A 16682-nucleotide genomic window follows, 5' to 3' on the forward strand; every position below is an offset into this window, starting at 1 on the left:
GCACATGAAAAACTTTATATACATTTTATTAGGAATGGCTTTCGGAATTGTAATGTACAAAGCCGAAACAGCTTCATGGTTTCGTATTTACGAAATGTTTCAATTTCAATCGTTTCATATGTACGGCTTTATGGGCGGTGCGCTGTTCGTTGGCGTACTAGGTACATATTGGATTAAAAAATCAGATAAAAAAGATTTTAATGGTAATCCAATTATTATTCAACCAAAAGAAAAATCTATAGCGCGCTATTTAATTGGTGGTATTAGCTTTGGCTTAGGTTGGGCTTTAATTGGCGCTTGCCCAGGTCCAATGTTTGTATTGGTTGGTGCTGGCGTTTGGAGCATGTTAATTGTAATATTTGGTGCTTTAGTAGGTACTTATTTATACGGTCTTATAAAACATAAATTACCACATTAAAAAAAAGCAGGCTTAAAAGCCTGCTTTTTTTATATCGCGTTTGTACATGTAAACGAACTTAACTTGTATAAATCTGATGCCTTTATGGCTTTAAAACCACCCTGAACATCTATTAAATTTTGATAACCGCGCGCTCTTAAAATAGAAGTAAATATGATAGAACGATATCCGCTAGCACAATGAATAAAATATGTTTTATTTTTATCTAACTGATTGAAATTTGAGTTGATATAATCTAACGGAACATTGTTTATATCAACAACATGTTCTGCCTCGTATTCTGACGGTTTACGAATATCAACCAAAGCAACGTCATTTTCGTTTTCTAAACGTGCAGCAACCTCAGCTACTGAAAGGCTTGTAATAGTATCTGTTTCTTTACCGGCAGCCTCCCAAGCAGCAATTCCGCCTTGTAAGTAACCTAACGTATTGTCATAACCAACACGAGCCAATCGCGTAATAACTTCCTCCACACGGTCTTGATCAGCAACTAATAAAATAGGTTGTTTAATATCTGTAATTAAAGTACCAACCCAAGGGGCAAAACCACCGTCAATACCAATAAAAATTGAATTCGGAATAAATTTCTCCATGAACTTCTGTCCATTTCGGGTATCTAAAATTAAAGCATTTGTTTCGTTTGCAACTTGTTCAAATTCTTCAGGTTTTAATGCTTTAGAACCGCGTTGTAAAACTGCATCAATATTTTCGTAACCTTTACTATTTAAAAGTACATTTTCAGGAAAATACCCCGGAGGCGGTGTTAAACCGTCAAGCACTTTTTCTACAAAAGTTGCTTCATCCATGGGCTGTAAAGCATAATTTACTTTTTTCTGATTACCTAAGGTGTCAAAAGTTTCTTTACTCATATTTTTACCACAAGCAGAACCTGCTCCGTGTGCCGGATAAATAATAATATCGTCGGCCAACGGCATAATTTTAGTATGTAAAGAATGATATAATTTTTGAGCTAAAATTTCTTGCGTTAAATCAGCTGAAATTTTTTGAGCCAAATCCGGTCTACCTACATCACCAATAAACAACGTATCTCCGGTAAACAAAGCAATGTTTTTACCTGTAGCATCGGCTAATAAAAAACAGGTACTTTCTAACGTATGTCCTGGCGTATGTAAAATAGTTATGGTAAGGTCACCAACTTGTAAAACTTCACCATCAGTAGCAATATGCGCATCAAATTCAGGATTTGCTGTTGGACCGTAAACAATGGTTGCACCTGTTTCACGAGCTAAATCAATATGACCGCTTACAAAATCTGCATGAAAATGCGTTTCTAACACATATTTAATTTTTGCGTTATTTTGTTTTGCTTTTTCTATATATGGTTTAATTTCTCGTAACGGATCAATAATAACAGCTTCCTTGTTGCTTTCTATATAATAAGCACCTTGTGCTAAACAACCGGTATAAATTTGTTCTATTATCATGGTTTTATTTTTTGTGCAAATGCAAATTTAGTTATTTCGTTTGTAAAAAGTAAAAATAAACATTTTACTTGGTTTGTTAGAGCAGCTTGATTTTAAAAAATCAATAAGTTTTATTGTTTTTAGTAATAAAGTTAAATGTAATTTAAATATGTAACTTTTATATAATAGTACAAAAAGTTTACTTATTATAGTAAAAAATATTTTTGATTTATGACTTTACAAGAATTAATACAAACAACCCCGGTAGTTTTAGTTGATTTTTTTGCAGAATGGTGCGGACCTTGCCATACCTTAAAACCCATTTTACAAACGGTAAAACAGCACGTTGGTGATGCGGTAAAAATTGTAAAAGTTGATGTGGATAAATATAGGGAAGTAGCTGCTGAATATCAAATAAGAAGCATGCCTACATTGCTTTTATTTAAAAACGGAGAATTAGTTTGGCGTCACAGCGGTGTTGTAGGCGCACAAGATTTGGTTCGCATTATAGAACAACACAAATAAAACAATAGTTATGACTACTCAGAATATATTAGATGCTTTACAAAAGCAAGAATTAATTTTTAACGATGTATTAGCGCATATCGAAAATTTGTATGAAGCCCAGCCTACAGCGTTTACAAATGGAAGTTTAAAAAACGAAGGAACGCAAAACCAAGGTAGTGCAAGAGTTTTATTTTTTGCAAAAAAAGAAGGTTTATCGGCAAATGATACCTTATGTTTATTTGCAGAACATTATCAAGCTGTTTTAAATGATCCTGATGGCGAAGCACATCAAAACATTCGTCAGTTTATGCAACACGGATGGGACGGTGTAACTTTTGAAAAAGATGTTTTAATTGAAAAATAAAAAAAGCTGGTTTAAAAAAACCAGCTTTTTTTAACTCAATAAAATCTATAATGGGAAAACTTCAAAATAACATATTTTGTATAAAACAAAAACCGTGCCCATTTTAGAATTTAAAATCGTTTTGATTAACTCCTTCATTAATTTGAACCGAATTTGTTAACAATTTAATGCTAAATCCAGGCCCAAGTTCACGATCGGTTTCAAACGGAAATTTAATTCCTTTTACATCTGTATATTTTGTAAAGTAAGACATAGTAGCTATTTTTTGGCCATTTTGTTCTACTTCAGTTTTTTCTGCAACTTTTAATTTTGTTTGTGCATCGTAGTAATACGTTTTATTATCTAACGTAACTACATAAACATCTTTATTATCTAAAGTTTCTAAAGCTGTTAATTTAGCTCCGGCTTGCAAAAGTTGTTCTTCAACAAAAATTGGTCGTCCTTTTAATTCTTTAATCGTTGCTTCTGGCATCGGAATAGTTTGTCCGCCCTGAATAATTGCTCCAGTTGTGCCATTAAATACCTGACGAGATAAAACTTGACCCAAAGATTTGGTTATCATATTTAATTTTCCGTCAGCACTGTACATGGTTGTTATTTCAATAGGTTGACCTTGAATGGTTCCTGAATCAGCAACTAATAAAGTTTTTACTGTTTTTAATTTTGCTGTACCACCAATAGCTTTTAAATAATCGTTTAAAACGCTTGTTGCCGTAACGCCAGCAGGAATTTCACGGTTAACTTCTGGCTTATCAACTTTAGCTCCGAATGCATCAAAATAAAAAATCGCAATTTTTTCTTTCGCAGCTGTTTTTTCTAAATTAGGTAAAACTTCTTGCGCTTTACCTGCAATAACAATACGTGCATTATCTGCTAAAAAATATTTTTTTGCTACGCGTTGTACATCATCAATCGTAACTGCATTAATATTTTTTATGAAGTTTTCATAATAATCATCAGGTAAATTATTTAACGCTGTGTTTAAAGCATATCCTGCAACCGTTTCTGGTTTTTGAACCTGAATAACGAAGTTACCAATGTATTTTGCCTTAGCTAAATCTAATTCGGTTTTAGTAACTTTTTCGTTTCTAATTTTATTTAGCTCGTTTAAAATTTCAACAACTGCGCTATCTGTAACTGCATTACGCACCGATGTTGTAGCACGGAATTTGGTTGTATATCTTCCTGCTCCAACAGATGAATAGGCACCATAGGTCCAGGCTTTATCTTCACGTAAGTTTAAAAATAAACGACCTTCGCCACCGCCACCTAAAATTTGATTGGCTAATAATACCGCAAAATAATCCTTATCGTTGTATTTTAAATCTACTGTATTTACTACACGAATTTCAGATTGAACTGCATTTGGCACGTTTACAAAATTAATTTGTGTGTATTGTAAATTTTTAGGTTCAGCAAAGCTAACATTTGGTGCAATGGCTCTTTTCCATTTTCCAAAATATTTGTCCACTTGCTTTTTCATTTTTTTGGCATCTACATCACCTACAATAACTAAATAGGCGTTACCCGGTACAAAATACGTGTGGTAATTAACCGAAATATCATTTAGCGTAATGTTATTTAAAGTTTCTGCCGTTATAAATTCACCTTTTGGGTGATTTACTCCGTAGGTTAAAGCATTTTCAACACGAGAAGCAATAGCACTTGTATTTTTTTCTTGAGCTTTTAAACCTTCAATCGCACGATTTCTGTTATCATCTAATTCTTCTTGTCTAAAAACCGGATTAGTAACCGCATCAGCCATTAATTCTAAAACACGGTCAGAATATTTTGACAAGCTGGTTGCATACGCACCATTTGAGTTAAAGTAAACTTTAGCACCTAAAAAGTCAACTTCTTCATTAAACTCATCTTTTGCCATTTTACGCGTACCTGTACCTAACATTTGCCCTACCATATCAGAAACACCTTTTGTTTTTCCTTCGGTATATGGAGTTACATCAATCGTTAAGTTATACGAAACGCGAGGTAATTTGTTATTTTCTACAATTAAAACTTTTAGTCCGTTGTTTAAGGTAAAAGTTACTGGTTTACCAACGTTAACCGTTGGCGCTGGCCCTGGTGATGGCATGCTACGGTCTTGAGCTTGAATAACCGATAAGTTAAACAGTAAACCGACTGCCAGGAATATATATTTTTTCATATTTCGAGTATTTGTGATTGGTTTATTGCGCTTTTTGTTGAGCTGGAACGTAATCTATTAAAACACGTTGATTAGGTTTTAAATATTTTTTAGCTACGTCTCTAATTTCTTCTCTTGTAATAGATCGGTAAATATCTATTTCGGTATTGATTAATGAAATATCACCGTAAAGCGCTGAATATGTTGCTAAATTATCTGCAACAGATTCAATATCGTCGTTTTGACTTACATAACGGTTTTCGAAAACGTTTTGTAGTTTTTGAAAATCGCGCTCAGAAATTAAATCTTTTTGAAGTTTTGCAATTTCAAAATCAATTTCGCTAACTACTTGTTCGCTAGTTTTACCTGTAAACGGAATTGCGTAAATGATATAAATACCATAATCTTCTAACGAATTACTGAACGAACCAACTTGTAAAGCTGTTTTATCTTTATCAACTAATTTTTTATATAGCACAGAACTTTGTCCGCCTGATAAATAACTAGAAATCATATCTAAAACTCGAGCATCACGCGTTTTCATTGATGGCACGCGGTAAGCTTCTAATACCATTGGAAGTTGGATATTAGGATCTTCGTAAGTTGCCGTAATTTGCGTAGTTATTTCGTCTTCAACAAATGTTTGACGTTTAACTGGTTCTCCGCGTTTGATGCCGCCAAAATAATCTTGAATCCATTTTTTTGCTTGATGCACTTCAAAATCACCAGCTACAACCAATGTTGCATTATTTGGTACGTAGAATTTTTTATTAAAAGCTAAAAATTCATCTAAAGTTGCCGCATCTAAATGATCCATAGAACCAATAGTTGTCCAACGGTACGGATGTTTTTTAAACAATTCTTTTTTAACCGCGGTAAAAACATTTCCGTAAGGTTGGTTATCTACACGTAAACGTTTTTCTTCTTTAACTACTTCATTTTGCGTATCAACTCCAATCTGATTGATTACCGGATGTAACATTCGTTCAGATTCTAACCACAAACCTAATTGTAAGTTGTTAGACGGAAAAACTTCGTAATAATACGTTTTATCGTCAGTGGTATATGCATTGTTTTGCCCTCCGTTGCTGGCAACTATTTTAAACCAATCACCACGCGGAATGTTTTGAGTTCCTTCAAACAACAAATGTTCAAAAAAGTGAGCAAATCCCGTTCTTTCAGGGTTTTCGTCTTTCGCACCAACATGATATAATACTGAAGTAACAACTACAGGCGTGGTTTTATCTTGATGTAAAATTACATGCAAACCATTGTCTAAATTGTACTCTTCATAGGCAACTTGTTGCGCAAACGCAGCTAATTGAAAGGTAAGAATACCACTTAGCGTTAATAAAGATTTTTTCATAAAATATTAATATTTAGTAGATAACGTCTAAATTACTGACTTATTTAATATATCGGTCTTTTTTTTTACTTTTTTTACTAACAATTCGATGTAAGTATTTGATTTAATGATAATATGTTATATATTTGCGCTCTTAAAATAGTTTAATTAAAAACATTGTTATGTACGCAATCGTAGAGATAGCAGGGCAACAATTTAAAGTAAGCAAAGACCAAAAAGTTTTAGTTCATCGCTTAGCTGTTGAAGAAGGAGCAAACGTTAGTTTTGACAAAGTTCTTTTAGTAGACAACAACGGAACAATCACTTTAGGCGCCCCAGCTGTAGAAGGAGCTTCTGTAGGAGCTAAAGTATTAAAGCATTTAAAAGGAAACAAAGTTATTGTTTTCAAAAAGAAAAGAAGAAAAGGTTACCAAAAGAAAAATGGTCACCGTCAAGCTTTAACACAAATTGTAATCGAAGGTATTAACATTTAATTTTACACATCATGGCTCACAAAAAAGGTGTCGGTAGTTCGAAGAATGGTAGAGAATCAGAATCGAAACGTTTAGGTGTTAAGATTTATGGTGGACAAGCTGCCATTGCTGGGAACATCATTGTAAGACAAAGAGGTTCAAAGCACAACCCAGGTGAAAATGTTTACATGGGTAAAGATCATACTTTACATGCTAAAGTTGATGGAGTTGTTAAATTCCAAAAGAAAAAAGATAACAAATCTTACGTTTCTGTTTTACCATTTGAAGCATAATTTTTACATATCTTGAAAAAATTAAAAACCCACTGCATAGTGGGTTTTTTTATTGCTTTATTTTGTGCGGGCTTTAGATTCGTTTATTAAACGGGTTGTTGTTGCGTTTACCTCTTCTAATTCTTTTATAGCTTTATCATAAGCTGCTTGCGCAACTTTTTCTGCTTCGGCATTTTGCTTCTTTTTTGCTTCGGCTAAATCTTTTTCAACCTTAAATAATTTATATTCAGCATGGCGGGTGGTTAAATGTAAATCTTTTTCTACACGTTGGTTATGTGCTTTACGTACAGCAACTGCTTTTTCAAAGGCTTCGTGTGCCGCATCATAAGCAATTTGTGCATCTGCCTCAACTTTTTTATCGTGGTTGGCTTTAGCACGTTCTAAATTATGGGTGGTGCGTTGTAAATCAGCTTTAGCTTTATGCATGTTATTGCGCCATTCACTTTCTAATAAAAATTGCTCACGTTTACGAGCTAATAGTGCATTTTCAAAATCTAATTGTGCTTGCACGTACGCTTGATTTGCAATTTTTTCTGCAGCTTGATCGTGCTTTGCTTTGGCTTGTTCAAGGTTTTGGGTTGCAACACGTAAGTCGGCTTTCGCTTTGCGCAATCCTTTTTGCCAATCTGCTTCTGCACGATCGGCGCCTTTTGTATTTGAAGATGATGCCGTTTGATTGTTAGCTTCTGCTTGAGCCGTTTTTTGTGAGTTGCATGAAACTAAAACAAACGCAGAAGTTGCTAACGATAAGATAATTTTTTTCATGGTTAGTTATTTTATATGCAAACGATGCGTAACAAAGTTTTATTACATACTAAAAATAAAAAAGCGCATTTGAATGCCAAATGCGCTTTTAAAATATATAGTTATTTTATTAATATCTGTAATATTCTGGTTTGAATGGTCCTTTAACCTCAACTCCAATATATGCAGCTTGTTCAGTAGATAAAGTTTCTAACTCAACACCTAATTTAGCTAAATGTAAAGCTGCAACTTTTTCATCTAAATGTTTTGGTAACATATATACGTCATTTTCGTATTTATCAGCATGTTTCCATAACTCAATTTGTGCTAACGTTTGGTTAGTAAATGAGTTTGACATAACGAAAGATGGGTGACCTGTTGCACAACCTAAGTTAACTAAACGTCCTTCTGCTAAAATAATAATATCATTACCAGCAATTGTATATTTATCAACCTGAGGTTTAATTTCTACTTTAGATGCACCGTGGTTTTTGTTTAACCAAGCCATATCAATTTCGTTATCAAAATGTCCGATATTACAAACAACTGTTTTATCTTTCATTTGTTCGAAATGACGACCAACTACGATATCTTTATTACCTGTTGTTGTGATAATGATATCTGCATTACCTACCACTGTATCTAGTTTTTTAACTTCGTAACCGTCCATTGCAGCTTGTAAAGCACAAATTGGATCGATTTCTGTAACAGTTACAATAGATCCAGCTCCGCGGAAAGATGCAGCTGTACCTTTACCTACGTCACCGTATCCACAAACAACCACACGTTTACCTGCTAACATTAAATCTGTAGCACGGCGAATGGCATCAACTGCAGATTCTTTACATCCGTATTTGTTATCAAATTTAGATTTAGTAACCGAATCGTTAACGTTAATAGCTGGCATTGGTAATGTACCTGCTTTTACACGCTCGTATAAACGGTGAACACCAGTTGTTGTTTCTTCAGACAACCCTTTAATTCCAGCAACCAATTCTGGGTAACGATCAATAACCATATTAGTTAAATCACCACCATCATCTAAAATCATATTTAATGGTTGACGATCTTCTCCAAAAAATAAAGTTTGCTCAATACACCAATCAAATTCTTCTTCATTTAATCCTTTCCAAGCATAAACTTGAATTCCAGCAGCAGCAATTGCAGCAGCAGCTTGATCTTGTGTTGAGAAAATATTACATGATGACCAAGTAACTTCAGCTCCTAAAGCAACTAAAGTTTCGATTAAAACAGCTGTCTGAATCGTCATGTGTAAACATCCTGCAATACGAGCACCTTTTAACGGTTGCTCATCTTTATATTCAGCACGTAAAGCCATTAAACCAGGCATTTCGGCTTCTGCTAATTCAATTTCTTTTCTTCCCCAAGCCGCAAGTGAAATATCTTTCACTTTAAAAGGCACGAATGGTATTGTTTTAGTACTCATCTATTTAATAGTATATTTGTATAAACATAAATTTAGACAAAGTTACATTATTTAATTCTAATTTTTATTATTTTACTTTGAATTAAGGCTTTGCTTAACAAAAAACCGTATGGCATTTTTAAAAAAATTAACTTTTACAGAGAATACAGACATTTATATTTGGAAAATAACAGAAGATTTTGATTTTTTAATCAAAAATGTAATTTTAAAGCCTGAAAGCCTGAACAGGGTGAATAGCATGAAATCAGAATCGCATCGTAAAGGTTTTTTAGCCGTTAGAATGCTTTTACAACATTGCGGTTATACCGATCATGATTTATGGTATGATGAAACCGGAAAACCAAATCTTATTGATGGTAAAAAAATATCAATCACACATTCTTTTGATTATTCAGTAATTGCAATTAGCAATCAAGATATTGGGGTTGATATTGAGCTTTGCCGAGAAAAAGTAATTCGCATTAGTAATAAATTTGCAAAAGAATTGTTTGTTACTACTTTGTTACCCAACGAAAAAACACGAACTTTAACATTTATTTGGGGAGCTAAGGAATCTATTTTTAAAATAATGAACGAACCCGGAATTAGCTTTTTAGACCATATTATGGTACAAGAAATTAATTTAAACAAAAACAAAACCAACGCCGTACTCGAATTTAACAACCAAACGGTTTTATTTGATATTTTTTATACCGAATTAGATAATTATTGCTTGGTTTATGCCGAAAAAAATGAAAAGCAACTTACTTTATAAACAAATTTGCGAAGCGCAAAAAAACAACAAAAAACTATTAGCCATATTAATAGATCCGGATAAAGTACAAGTTTCTGAAATTACTTTTTTAATCCAAAAAATTAAACAATCGCCAGCAACGCACATTTTTGTTGGCGGCAGTATTGTAACTAATTTTATAATTGATGAATTGGTATTGGCTTTAAAAGCTGAACTAAACTTACCTATTATTTTATTTCCTGGCGATCCGTCACAAATTAGCGAGCATGCCGATGCAATTTTGTTTTTAAATTTAATTTCTGGCAGAAATCCTGATTATTTAATTGATATACAAGTTAAATCGGTACCTTTGTTAAAAAATAGTAAATTAGAAATTATTCCTACGGGATATTTATTAATTGATGGCGGTAAAGAAACTGCTGTGCAACGCGTAAGTAAAACCACACCAATATCCAACACTGCAGTTGATCAAATTGTAAATACGGCTATTGCCGGAATGTGGATGGGCAATCAGTTAATATATTTAGAAGCTGGTAGCGGTGCACTTCAGGCCATTTCGCCACAGATAATAAAACAAGTAAAACAAGAACTCCATATTCCTTTACTTGTTGGTGGTGGTATTAAAACTTACAAGCAAATAGAAACTGCTTACCAAAACGGTGCAGATTTGGTTGTAATTGGAACTGCTTTTGAAAACAATCCCCATTTTTTTGACAATTCATTATGTTAGATTTTTTAACAGCGCCATACATAAACACGCCTTGGTTTTATATTGTATTAGAACTAATTGCTTTTTTTTTAGGCGTTTTAAGCGTTTGGTACGCTCGTAAAGAAAATATTTTAGTTTTTCCTACTGGCTTAATTTCTACTATAATTGTCGTGTATTTGCTTTATCAAACCCATGATATTGGAAACATGTTGGTTAACCTTTACTTTTCTGCCATGAGTATTTTTGGCTGGTACAACTGGAAGTTTGGAAAAACAAACGAAGAAAATAGTTTAAAAATTTCAAAAACTAATTTAAAACAACGTATATTAGGGCTCGCAATGGGCTTGTTTACCTTTGTATTGGTTTATGTAATTTATACCATTTTTGGCATAGAAATAACAACCATAACTTATTTAGATTTGTTTACAACAGCTGTGTTTTTTACTGCTATGTGGTACATGGCTTTAAAGAAACTAGAAAGCTGGCTATTGTGGACCATTGGTAACATTATTGTAATTCCGTTATTTATTTATCGCGATTTAATATTACTGGCTTTACAATATGTAATATTGACTTATTTGGCCGTAATGGCTTATTTAGAATGGAAAAAAACATTCAAAAATCAACATTTAAAATCATAATTAAATACTAAATTCCGTTATTTTAAGTTATGATTTAATCAATAAAGAGATTCATGCAAATATTCAACATTCTTGACTCCCTCTCTAAATCTGATTTAAAGCTTTTAAATCAGTTATATATTGATACAGATAAAATTTCTAATCAATATAAAAATTGTTTTAAAAGCAATTCCCCAATACAACTAACAAAAGTTGCCACGTTAAACGATGGTATAATTAATTTATCTGATTCCGAACAAAAAGAATTAGTAAAGTTATATCATGCTAAAGTAAATAATTATACGATAGAAAAGTTTGTTCCTGCCTCTGGAGCAGCTACGCGTATGTTTAAATTTTTAACTGATTTTATCACGCAATTTAATCCTAGTAAAGAAACTATAAATGGCTATATAAATAAATATAAAGCCCATGATTTAACTACGTTTTTTACTGGACTAGAAAAATTTAGTTTTTTCGAACCGATTTATAAACATTGTTTAGAAGTTTTTCCAAACTTCGAAACTTTTTCACAAGACAACAAGCATTATTACTTTGTTAAAGTTATGCTTGAAAAAGAATATTTTGGGTATAGTAAAAAACCCAAAGCATTAATTCCTTTTCATAAAATAGATAACTTGTTTGTCACTCCAATTGCGAGCCATTTAGAAGAAGCCAAAGGCTTAATGGGGAAAAAAGGGAAAATACATTTTACTGTATCTAAAGGTTTTGAAGAAGATTTTTTAAATGAAATAAAAGCATTACAATCTGATTGCAGTATTTCTTTTTCTAACCAAATGGCTAAAACAGATAGCGTTGCGTTTGATTTAGATGGTAGCTTTTTTAGACAAGCCAACGAAAAATTATTGTTCAGACCGGGCGGCCACGGGGCATTAATAGAAAATTTAAACGCTCTAAAATCAGACATTGTTTTTATAAAAAACATTGACAACGTTTCATTAAAACATTTAGACAACATTATTTTTTACAAAAAAGTTTTGGGCGGTGTTTTATTTAAAAATCAAGAAACAATTTTTAATATTTTAAGAAATTTCGATAAGGTTTCTACCCAAGAAAATATTATTGAGATATTAAATTTCATGGAAAAAAAATTAAACATTTTTGTTCCAAACCATATAAAAGTAAATAGCACGTTTGATGTTGTTAAAAGCTTTATAAAAGACAAGCTAAACCGACCGATTCGCGTTTGTGGCATGGTTAAAAATGAGGGTGAACCTGGTGGTGGACCGTTTTGGACAAAAAATGCACAAAACGAAATTTCATTACAAATTGTTGAAAGCGCTCAGGTAAATAAAAATGACATAAAGCAACAATTAATTTTATCACAAGCAACGCATTTTAATCCGGTAGATTTAGTTTGTGGTATCAGAAATTATTTAGGTAAAAAATTTGATCTTAAAAATTATGTAGATCACAACTCAGGATTTGTGGTAGAAAAATCTCACGAAGGAAGGGATTTAAAAGCATACGAATTACCTGGATTATGGAACGGTGCCATGGCAGATTGGATTACTATTTTTGTTGAAGTTCCTATCGAAACATTCAATCCTGTTAAAACCGTAAACGATTTATTAAAACCAGCACATGTACATAAAAAACCTTGCGAATAGCAAGGTTTTTATTTTTTGTATTTAATGTAATTATCCGTCCAAAAATCTGTATCCTTCAACACCAATTCATTTGCCGTTAACTTTACAATTTGGCGTTTATAAACAGAATCTGTTCCTTCATTCATAATAAACAAATGCATTAATTCCATTTTATAAGAAAAAGATTCCGAAACTTGTTTTTGGCAAGCATTAAAATGCAAATTGTATTGCCCAACAGAATCATTCGCAAATAGTAAAAAATCATCTCCACAACTTGTATCCCAAGGCACAACCTGCATTGCATTTATGCGCATCTCAATCGGTTTCCATTCCCCAAGCAACAATTCATAATTAATATCCCGATTATCATCTTCGTCAGTGCAACCCGAAAAAAGCATTAACAAGGTAAAGCTCAATAAGCTTATTTTTTTCATATTAAAAACGTTTATACTTGTAACGTATTAAAAATAATCAAATTACATCTTACAAAAATATTTTTTCTATCTTTAAGCAACAAGTTCATGGTACTCATGCTAAAAACCATCATAACAACGTTATAAATGTAAAACTATATATTATGAAAGTTTCTGTTATTGGAGTAGGCAACGTAGGTGCTACCGCTGCCCAAATTTTAGCGTACAAACAAATCGCTAACGAAGTGGTTTTATTAGATATTATTGAAGGCGTAGCCGAAGGAAAAGCTACCGATATTACCCAATGTGCCCCAAGCTATGGTTTTGATACCTTAGTAACCGGCGTAACAAATAATTTTGAGGCAACTAAGAATAGTGATGTTGTAGTTATTACGTCTGGATCGCCAAGAAAGCCAGGTATGACGCGAGAAGAACTTTTAACTATAAATGTAGATATTGTTTTAAATGTAACCAATAACGTACTCAAACATTCTCCGAATGCCATTTTAATTGTGGTAACCAATCCGTTAGATTCTATTACTTATGCTGTTTTAAAACATACTAAACTACCTAAAAACAGAGTAATTGGTATGGGAAGCAGTTTAGATTCCGCTCGATTTAAATTTTATTTAAGTCAAAAAACAAAACTTCCCATTAATGATATTGACGCCATGGTTATTGGTGGACATGGAGATACAACAATGATTCCGTTAGCAAGCTATGCTAATTACAAAGGGATTCCGATTACAAATTATTTAAACGAAAAAGAAACTGAAGAAGTTGTAAGCCAAACTATGGTTGGCGGCGCAACCTTAACTAAAATGTTAGGAACCTCAGCTTGGTACGCACCTGGTTCTTCTATCGCATATATTGTTGAAGCTATTTTAAACAACCGTAAAAAACTTATTCCGTGTGCAACTTTGTTAGAAGGCGAATATGGCATTCAGGATGTAGTTATGGGCGTGCCATGTGTAATTGGTAAAAATGGTATAGAAAAAGTGGTTGAATTAAAATTAACAGCTGCAGATAAAGAAAAATTTGAAAAAAGCGCACAAGCTATTAAAAAAGTAAATGCAGAAATAAAATAACAAAAAAGGCTCAAAATAAATTTTGAGCCTTTTTTGTTATTAATCGTTAAGCTTAAGTACAGCCATAAACGCCGATTGCGGAATTTCAACGTTTCCAACCTGACGCATACGTTTTTTACCAGCTTTTTGTTTTTCTAATAATTTACGTTTACGCGAAATATCTCCACCGTAACATTTTGCGGTTACGTCTTTACGTAAAGCTTTAATGGTTTCACGAGCAATTACCTTAGCACCAATAGCAGCTTGAATTGGAATATCGAATTGCTGACGCGGAATTAACTCACGTAATTTTTCACACATTTTTTTACCAATATGATACGCATTATCCTCGTGAATTAATGCTGAAAGTGCATCTACGTTTTGTGCATTTAATAAAACATCTAAACGAACTAACTTAGATTGACGCATGCCAATTGGGTGATAATCAAACGAAGCGTAACCTTTAGAAACTGTTTTTAATCTATCGTAAAAATCAAATACAATTTCAGCCAAAGGCATATCAAAATTCAATTCAACACGTTCTGGCGTTAAATACGTTTGGTTTGTTATTTGACCACGTTTTTCAATACATAAGCTCATTACGTTACCTACATAATCAGCTTTTGTAATAATGGTAGCTTTAATAAAAGGTTCTTCAACTCGGTCTAGTTTAGACGGCTCTGGTAAATCAGATGGGTTATTTACAATAAACGGAGTTTCAGGATCTTTTTTGGTATACGCCATGTACGAAACGTTGGGAACCGTAGTAATAACCGTCATGTTAAATTCACGTTCTAAACGTTCCTGAATAATTTCCATGTGTAACATACCTAAAAATCCACAACGGAAACCAAATCCTAAAGCTGCCGAACTTTCTGCCGCAAAAACTAACGACGCATCATTTAGCTGCAATTTTTCCATCGATGCACGTAAATCTTCGTAATCTTCCGTATCAACCGGATAAATACCAGCAAATACCATTGGTTTTACATCCTCGAAACCAGAAATCATATTTTTGGTTTGATTAACTGCATCGGTAATGGTATCTCCAACTTTTACTTCGCGCGCTTCTTTAATACCTGAAATTAAATAACCAACATCACCGGCCGATATAACTTGTTTCGGAACTTGGTTTAACTTTAAGGTTCCAATTTCATCCGCATAATATTCATTGCCCGTAGCCATGAATTTAATTTTTTGGTTCTTTTTAATTTGCCCGTTAATTACACGGAAAATTACTTCGATACCACGGAATGGGTTGTAAACCGAATCAAAAATTAAAGCTTGTAACGGTTCGTCCGGATTTCCGCTTGGCGCAGGAATACGGTCAATAACTGCTTCTAAAATTTTATCAACACCAAATCCGGTTTTTCCAGAAGCATGAATAATATCTTCTAACTTACAACCAAGTAATTCTACAATATCATCACTTACTTCTTCTGGATTAGCAGAAGGTAAATCAACTTTATTTAAAATAGGAATAATTTCTAAATCATTTTCTAACGCCAAATACAAGTTAGAAATGGTTTGTGCCTGAATGCTTTGTGCAGCATCAACAATAAGTAAAGCACCTTCACAAGCAGCAATTGAACGTGAAACTTCGTACGAAAAGTCAACGTGCCCTGGGGTATCAATTAAGTTTAAAATAAATTTTTCTCCTTTGTGAACATATTCCATTTGAATGGCATGCGATTTAATTGTGATTCCACGCTCACGTTCTAAATCCATACTATCCAATAATTGCGCTTGAGCTTCACGAGCAGTAACAGTTTGGGTAGCGTCTAACAAACGGTCTGCCAAAGTACTTTTACCGTGGTCAATATGGGCGATAATACAAAAGTTTCTGATATTTTTCATCGTCGTATATTGTCAAAAAAATTAGGGCGTGCCCCTACGGGTCGGGCTATCCGCTCATAGTCCTTGTGCTTCGCACTTGCGGGCTATACGCTCCTATCCCTCACGCATATATTAATTTACAAATATACTTTAAAGTTTATATATTTTAATTTTTTGGTTTAAGTATTTTATCTTAAAAAAAAAGAAGTGTTAAAGTTATAATTTTAACATTATATATAACAATATAAATATGTGCTTATCGTTTTTATTGATGTAAACAAATTTGGAGAATTTATTCTTTTACAAAAAAGAAAAAAAACAGATTTGTTGGTGTTAAATAATTAGCCACATTTATAAAAATGTAGTATTTTTCAACACAACAATAGCATGTTTTATTTCAGAAACAACGGATATGTTAATGACAAGATTAAAACACTTAAAGCTTGTACTATTTATAAGTAAAAAAGTACAAATTAAAAATCGTTCCTTATTTCCCTTTTAAATAGCGTAATTTTCGCAAAAAAAAACGAGAGCATTTC

General features: G+C 32.9%; 17 protein-coding genes. 10 read left to right on the forward strand and 7 right to left on the reverse strand.

The features are described 5' to 3' along the window. Positions 1 to 4: 4 nt before the first annotated feature. Entirely contained in the window at positions 5 to 418 is a 414-nt protein-coding gene (locus tag K5I29_RS09895) for a YeeE/YedE family protein (RefSeq protein ID WP_264432931.1), read from the forward strand. A gap of 29 nt (positions 419 to 447) precedes the next feature. Here the strand turns inward: K5I29_RS09895 and K5I29_RS09900 are convergent, their stop codons facing one another. Beyond that, on the reverse strand, positions 448 to 1863 hold the full coding sequence (locus K5I29_RS09900; RefSeq protein ID WP_264432932.1) for an MBL fold metallo-hydrolase: 1416 nt from the start codon (positions 1861 to 1863) through the stop codon (positions 448 to 450). 210 nt (positions 1864 to 2073) lie between these two features. On the opposite strand from K5I29_RS09900, the gene trxA reads away from it, so the two are divergent. After that, positions 2074 to 2367 (forward strand): thioredoxin, encoded by a 294-nt coding sequence (gene trxA, locus K5I29_RS09905; RefSeq protein WP_264432934.1) that lies wholly within the window; start codon positions 2074 to 2076, stop codon positions 2365 to 2367. 10 nt (positions 2368 to 2377) lie between these two features. Continuing rightward, a complete protein-coding gene (locus K5I29_RS09910) occupies positions 2378 to 2713 on the forward strand; it encodes a HopJ type III effector protein (RefSeq protein ID WP_264432935.1) in 336 nt (111 codons plus the stop codon). A 103-nt stretch (positions 2714 to 2816) separates the two neighbouring features. Here K5I29_RS09910 and K5I29_RS09915 read toward each other — a convergent pair whose 3' ends face one another. Beyond that, positions 2817 to 4877, reverse strand: coding sequence for a M16 family metallopeptidase (locus K5I29_RS09915; protein ID WP_264432937.1), 2061 nt, complete (start codon positions 4875 to 4877; stop codon positions 2817 to 2819). Positions 4878 to 4899: 22 nt separating this feature from the next. Continuing rightward, positions 4900 to 6222: a M16 family metallopeptidase gene (locus K5I29_RS09920; protein ID WP_264432938.1), complete on the reverse strand. Its 1323-nt coding sequence runs from the start codon at positions 6220 to 6222 to the stop codon at positions 4900 to 4902. A 161-nt stretch (positions 6223 to 6383) separates the two neighbouring features. Between K5I29_RS09920 and rplU the strand changes: the two genes are divergently transcribed. Together rplU and rpmA are read left to right on the forward strand one after the other, a co-directional pair. After that, entirely contained in the window at positions 6384 to 6695 is a 312-nt protein-coding gene (gene rplU / locus K5I29_RS09925) for a 50S ribosomal protein L21 (RefSeq protein WP_264432940.1), read from the forward strand. Between the two features lie 11 nt (positions 6696 to 6706). Beyond that, a complete protein-coding gene (gene rpmA / locus K5I29_RS09930) occupies positions 6707 to 6967 on the forward strand; it encodes a 50S ribosomal protein L27 (protein WP_264432941.1) in 261 nt (86 codons plus the stop codon). Positions 6968 to 7024: 57 nt separating this feature from the next. Here rpmA and K5I29_RS09935 read toward each other — a convergent pair whose 3' ends face one another. Beyond that, entirely contained in the window at positions 7025 to 7732 is a 708-nt protein-coding gene (locus K5I29_RS09935) for a hypothetical protein (RefSeq protein ID WP_264432943.1), read from the reverse strand. 109 nt (positions 7733 to 7841) lie between these two features. Continuing rightward, entirely contained in the window at positions 7842 to 9158 is a 1317-nt protein-coding gene (ahcY, locus tag K5I29_RS09940) for an adenosylhomocysteinase (protein WP_264432945.1), read from the reverse strand. 109 nt (positions 9159 to 9267) lie between these two features. Between ahcY and K5I29_RS09945 the strand changes: the two genes are divergently transcribed. The 4 genes from K5I29_RS09945 to K5I29_RS09960 are packed head-to-tail and all read left to right on the forward strand — an operon-like array spanning position 9268 to position 12848. Beyond that, positions 9268 to 9912, forward strand: a complete 645-nt coding sequence (locus tag K5I29_RS09945) for a 4'-phosphopantetheinyl transferase family protein (protein WP_264432946.1) — start codon at positions 9268 to 9270, stop codon at positions 9910 to 9912. After that, complete coding sequence (locus tag K5I29_RS09950) at positions 9890 to 10621, forward strand: geranylgeranylglyceryl/heptaprenylglyceryl phosphate synthase (RefSeq protein ID WP_264432948.1); 732 nt, start codon at positions 9890 to 9892, stop codon at positions 10619 to 10621. Before K5I29_RS09945 ends, K5I29_RS09950 begins: the two co-directional genes overlap by 23 nt. Continuing rightward, positions 10615 to 11241: a nicotinamide riboside transporter PnuC gene (gene pnuC / locus K5I29_RS09955; RefSeq protein WP_264432950.1), complete on the forward strand. Its 627-nt coding sequence runs from the start codon at positions 10615 to 10617 to the stop codon at positions 11239 to 11241. The genes K5I29_RS09950 and pnuC overlap by 7 nt, the downstream gene beginning before the upstream one ends. A 53-nt stretch (positions 11242 to 11294) precedes the next feature. After that, positions 11295 to 12848, forward strand: coding sequence for a DUF4301 family protein (locus K5I29_RS09960; protein WP_264432951.1), 1554 nt, complete (start codon positions 11295 to 11297; stop codon positions 12846 to 12848). Between the two features lie 8 nt (positions 12849 to 12856). Here the strand turns inward: K5I29_RS09960 and K5I29_RS09965 are convergent, their stop codons facing one another. Continuing rightward, positions 12857 to 13261: a lipocalin-like domain-containing protein gene (locus tag K5I29_RS09965; protein WP_264432953.1), complete on the reverse strand. Its 405-nt coding sequence runs from the start codon at positions 13259 to 13261 to the stop codon at positions 12857 to 12859. Between the two features lie 143 nt (positions 13262 to 13404). Between K5I29_RS09965 and K5I29_RS09970 the strand changes: the two genes are divergently transcribed. Beyond that, positions 13405 to 14328, forward strand: a complete 924-nt coding sequence (locus K5I29_RS09970) for a malate dehydrogenase (protein ID WP_264432955.1) — start codon at positions 13405 to 13407, stop codon at positions 14326 to 14328. Between the two features lie 39 nt (positions 14329 to 14367). Here K5I29_RS09970 and lepA read toward each other — a convergent pair whose 3' ends face one another. After that, a complete protein-coding gene (lepA, locus tag K5I29_RS09975) occupies positions 14368 to 16164 on the reverse strand; it encodes a translation elongation factor 4 (protein ID WP_264432957.1) in 1797 nt (598 codons plus the stop codon). Between the last annotated feature and the right edge of the window lie 518 nt (positions 16165 to 16682).

The sequence above is a fragment of the Flavobacterium agricola genome, assembly GCF_025919725.1.
GTDB lineage: Bacteria > Bacteroidota > Bacteroidia > Flavobacteriales > Flavobacteriaceae > Flavobacterium > Flavobacterium agricola.

What these genes read in the sequence shown, in the direction of transcription:
- K5I29_RS09895 (WP_264432931.1), top strand. Translation starts at nt 5, where the DNA reads ATGAAAAACTTTATATACATTTTATTAGGAATGGCTTTCGGAATTGTA.
- K5I29_RS09900 (WP_264432932.1), bottom strand. Translation starts at nt 1,863, where the DNA reads ATGATAATAGAACAAATTTATACCGGTTGTTTAGCACAAGGTGCTTAT.
- trxA (WP_264432934.1), top strand. Translation starts at nt 2,074, where the DNA reads ATGACTTTACAAGAATTAATACAAACAACCCCGGTAGTTTTAGTTGAT.
- K5I29_RS09910 (WP_264432935.1), top strand. Translation starts at nt 2,378, where the DNA reads ATGACTACTCAGAATATATTAGATGCTTTACAAAAGCAAGAATTAATT.
- K5I29_RS09915 (WP_264432937.1), bottom strand. Translation starts at nt 4,877, where the DNA reads ATGAAAAAATATATATTCCTGGCAGTCGGTTTACTGTTTAACTTATCG.
- K5I29_RS09920 (WP_264432938.1), bottom strand. Translation starts at nt 6,222, where the DNA reads ATGAAAAAATCTTTATTAACGCTAAGTGGTATTCTTACCTTTCAATTA.
- rplU (WP_264432940.1), top strand. Translation starts at nt 6,384, where the DNA reads ATGTACGCAATCGTAGAGATAGCAGGGCAACAATTTAAAGTAAGCAAA.
- rpmA (WP_264432941.1), top strand. Translation starts at nt 6,707, where the DNA reads ATGGCTCACAAAAAAGGTGTCGGTAGTTCGAAGAATGGTAGAGAATCA.
- K5I29_RS09935 (WP_264432943.1), bottom strand. Translation starts at nt 7,732, where the DNA reads ATGAAAAAAATTATCTTATCGTTAGCAACTTCTGCGTTTGTTTTAGTT.
- ahcY (WP_264432945.1), bottom strand. Translation starts at nt 9,158, where the DNA reads ATGAGTACTAAAACAATACCATTCGTGCCTTTTAAAGTGAAAGATATT.
- K5I29_RS09945 (WP_264432946.1), top strand. Translation starts at nt 9,268, where the DNA reads ATGGCATTTTTAAAAAAATTAACTTTTACAGAGAATACAGACATTTAT.
- K5I29_RS09950 (WP_264432948.1), top strand. Translation starts at nt 9,890, where the DNA reads ATGAAAAGCAACTTACTTTATAAACAAATTTGCGAAGCGCAAAAAAAC.
- pnuC (WP_264432950.1), top strand. Translation starts at nt 10,615, where the DNA reads ATGTTAGATTTTTTAACAGCGCCATACATAAACACGCCTTGGTTTTAT.
- K5I29_RS09960 (WP_264432951.1), top strand. Translation starts at nt 11,295, where the DNA reads ATGCAAATATTCAACATTCTTGACTCCCTCTCTAAATCTGATTTAAAG.
- K5I29_RS09965 (WP_264432953.1), bottom strand. Translation starts at nt 13,261, where the DNA reads ATGAAAAAAATAAGCTTATTGAGCTTTACCTTGTTAATGCTTTTTTCG.
- K5I29_RS09970 (WP_264432955.1), top strand. Translation starts at nt 13,405, where the DNA reads ATGAAAGTTTCTGTTATTGGAGTAGGCAACGTAGGTGCTACCGCTGCC.
- lepA (WP_264432957.1), bottom strand. Translation starts at nt 16,164, where the DNA reads ATGAAAAATATCAGAAACTTTTGTATTATCGCCCATATTGACCACGGT.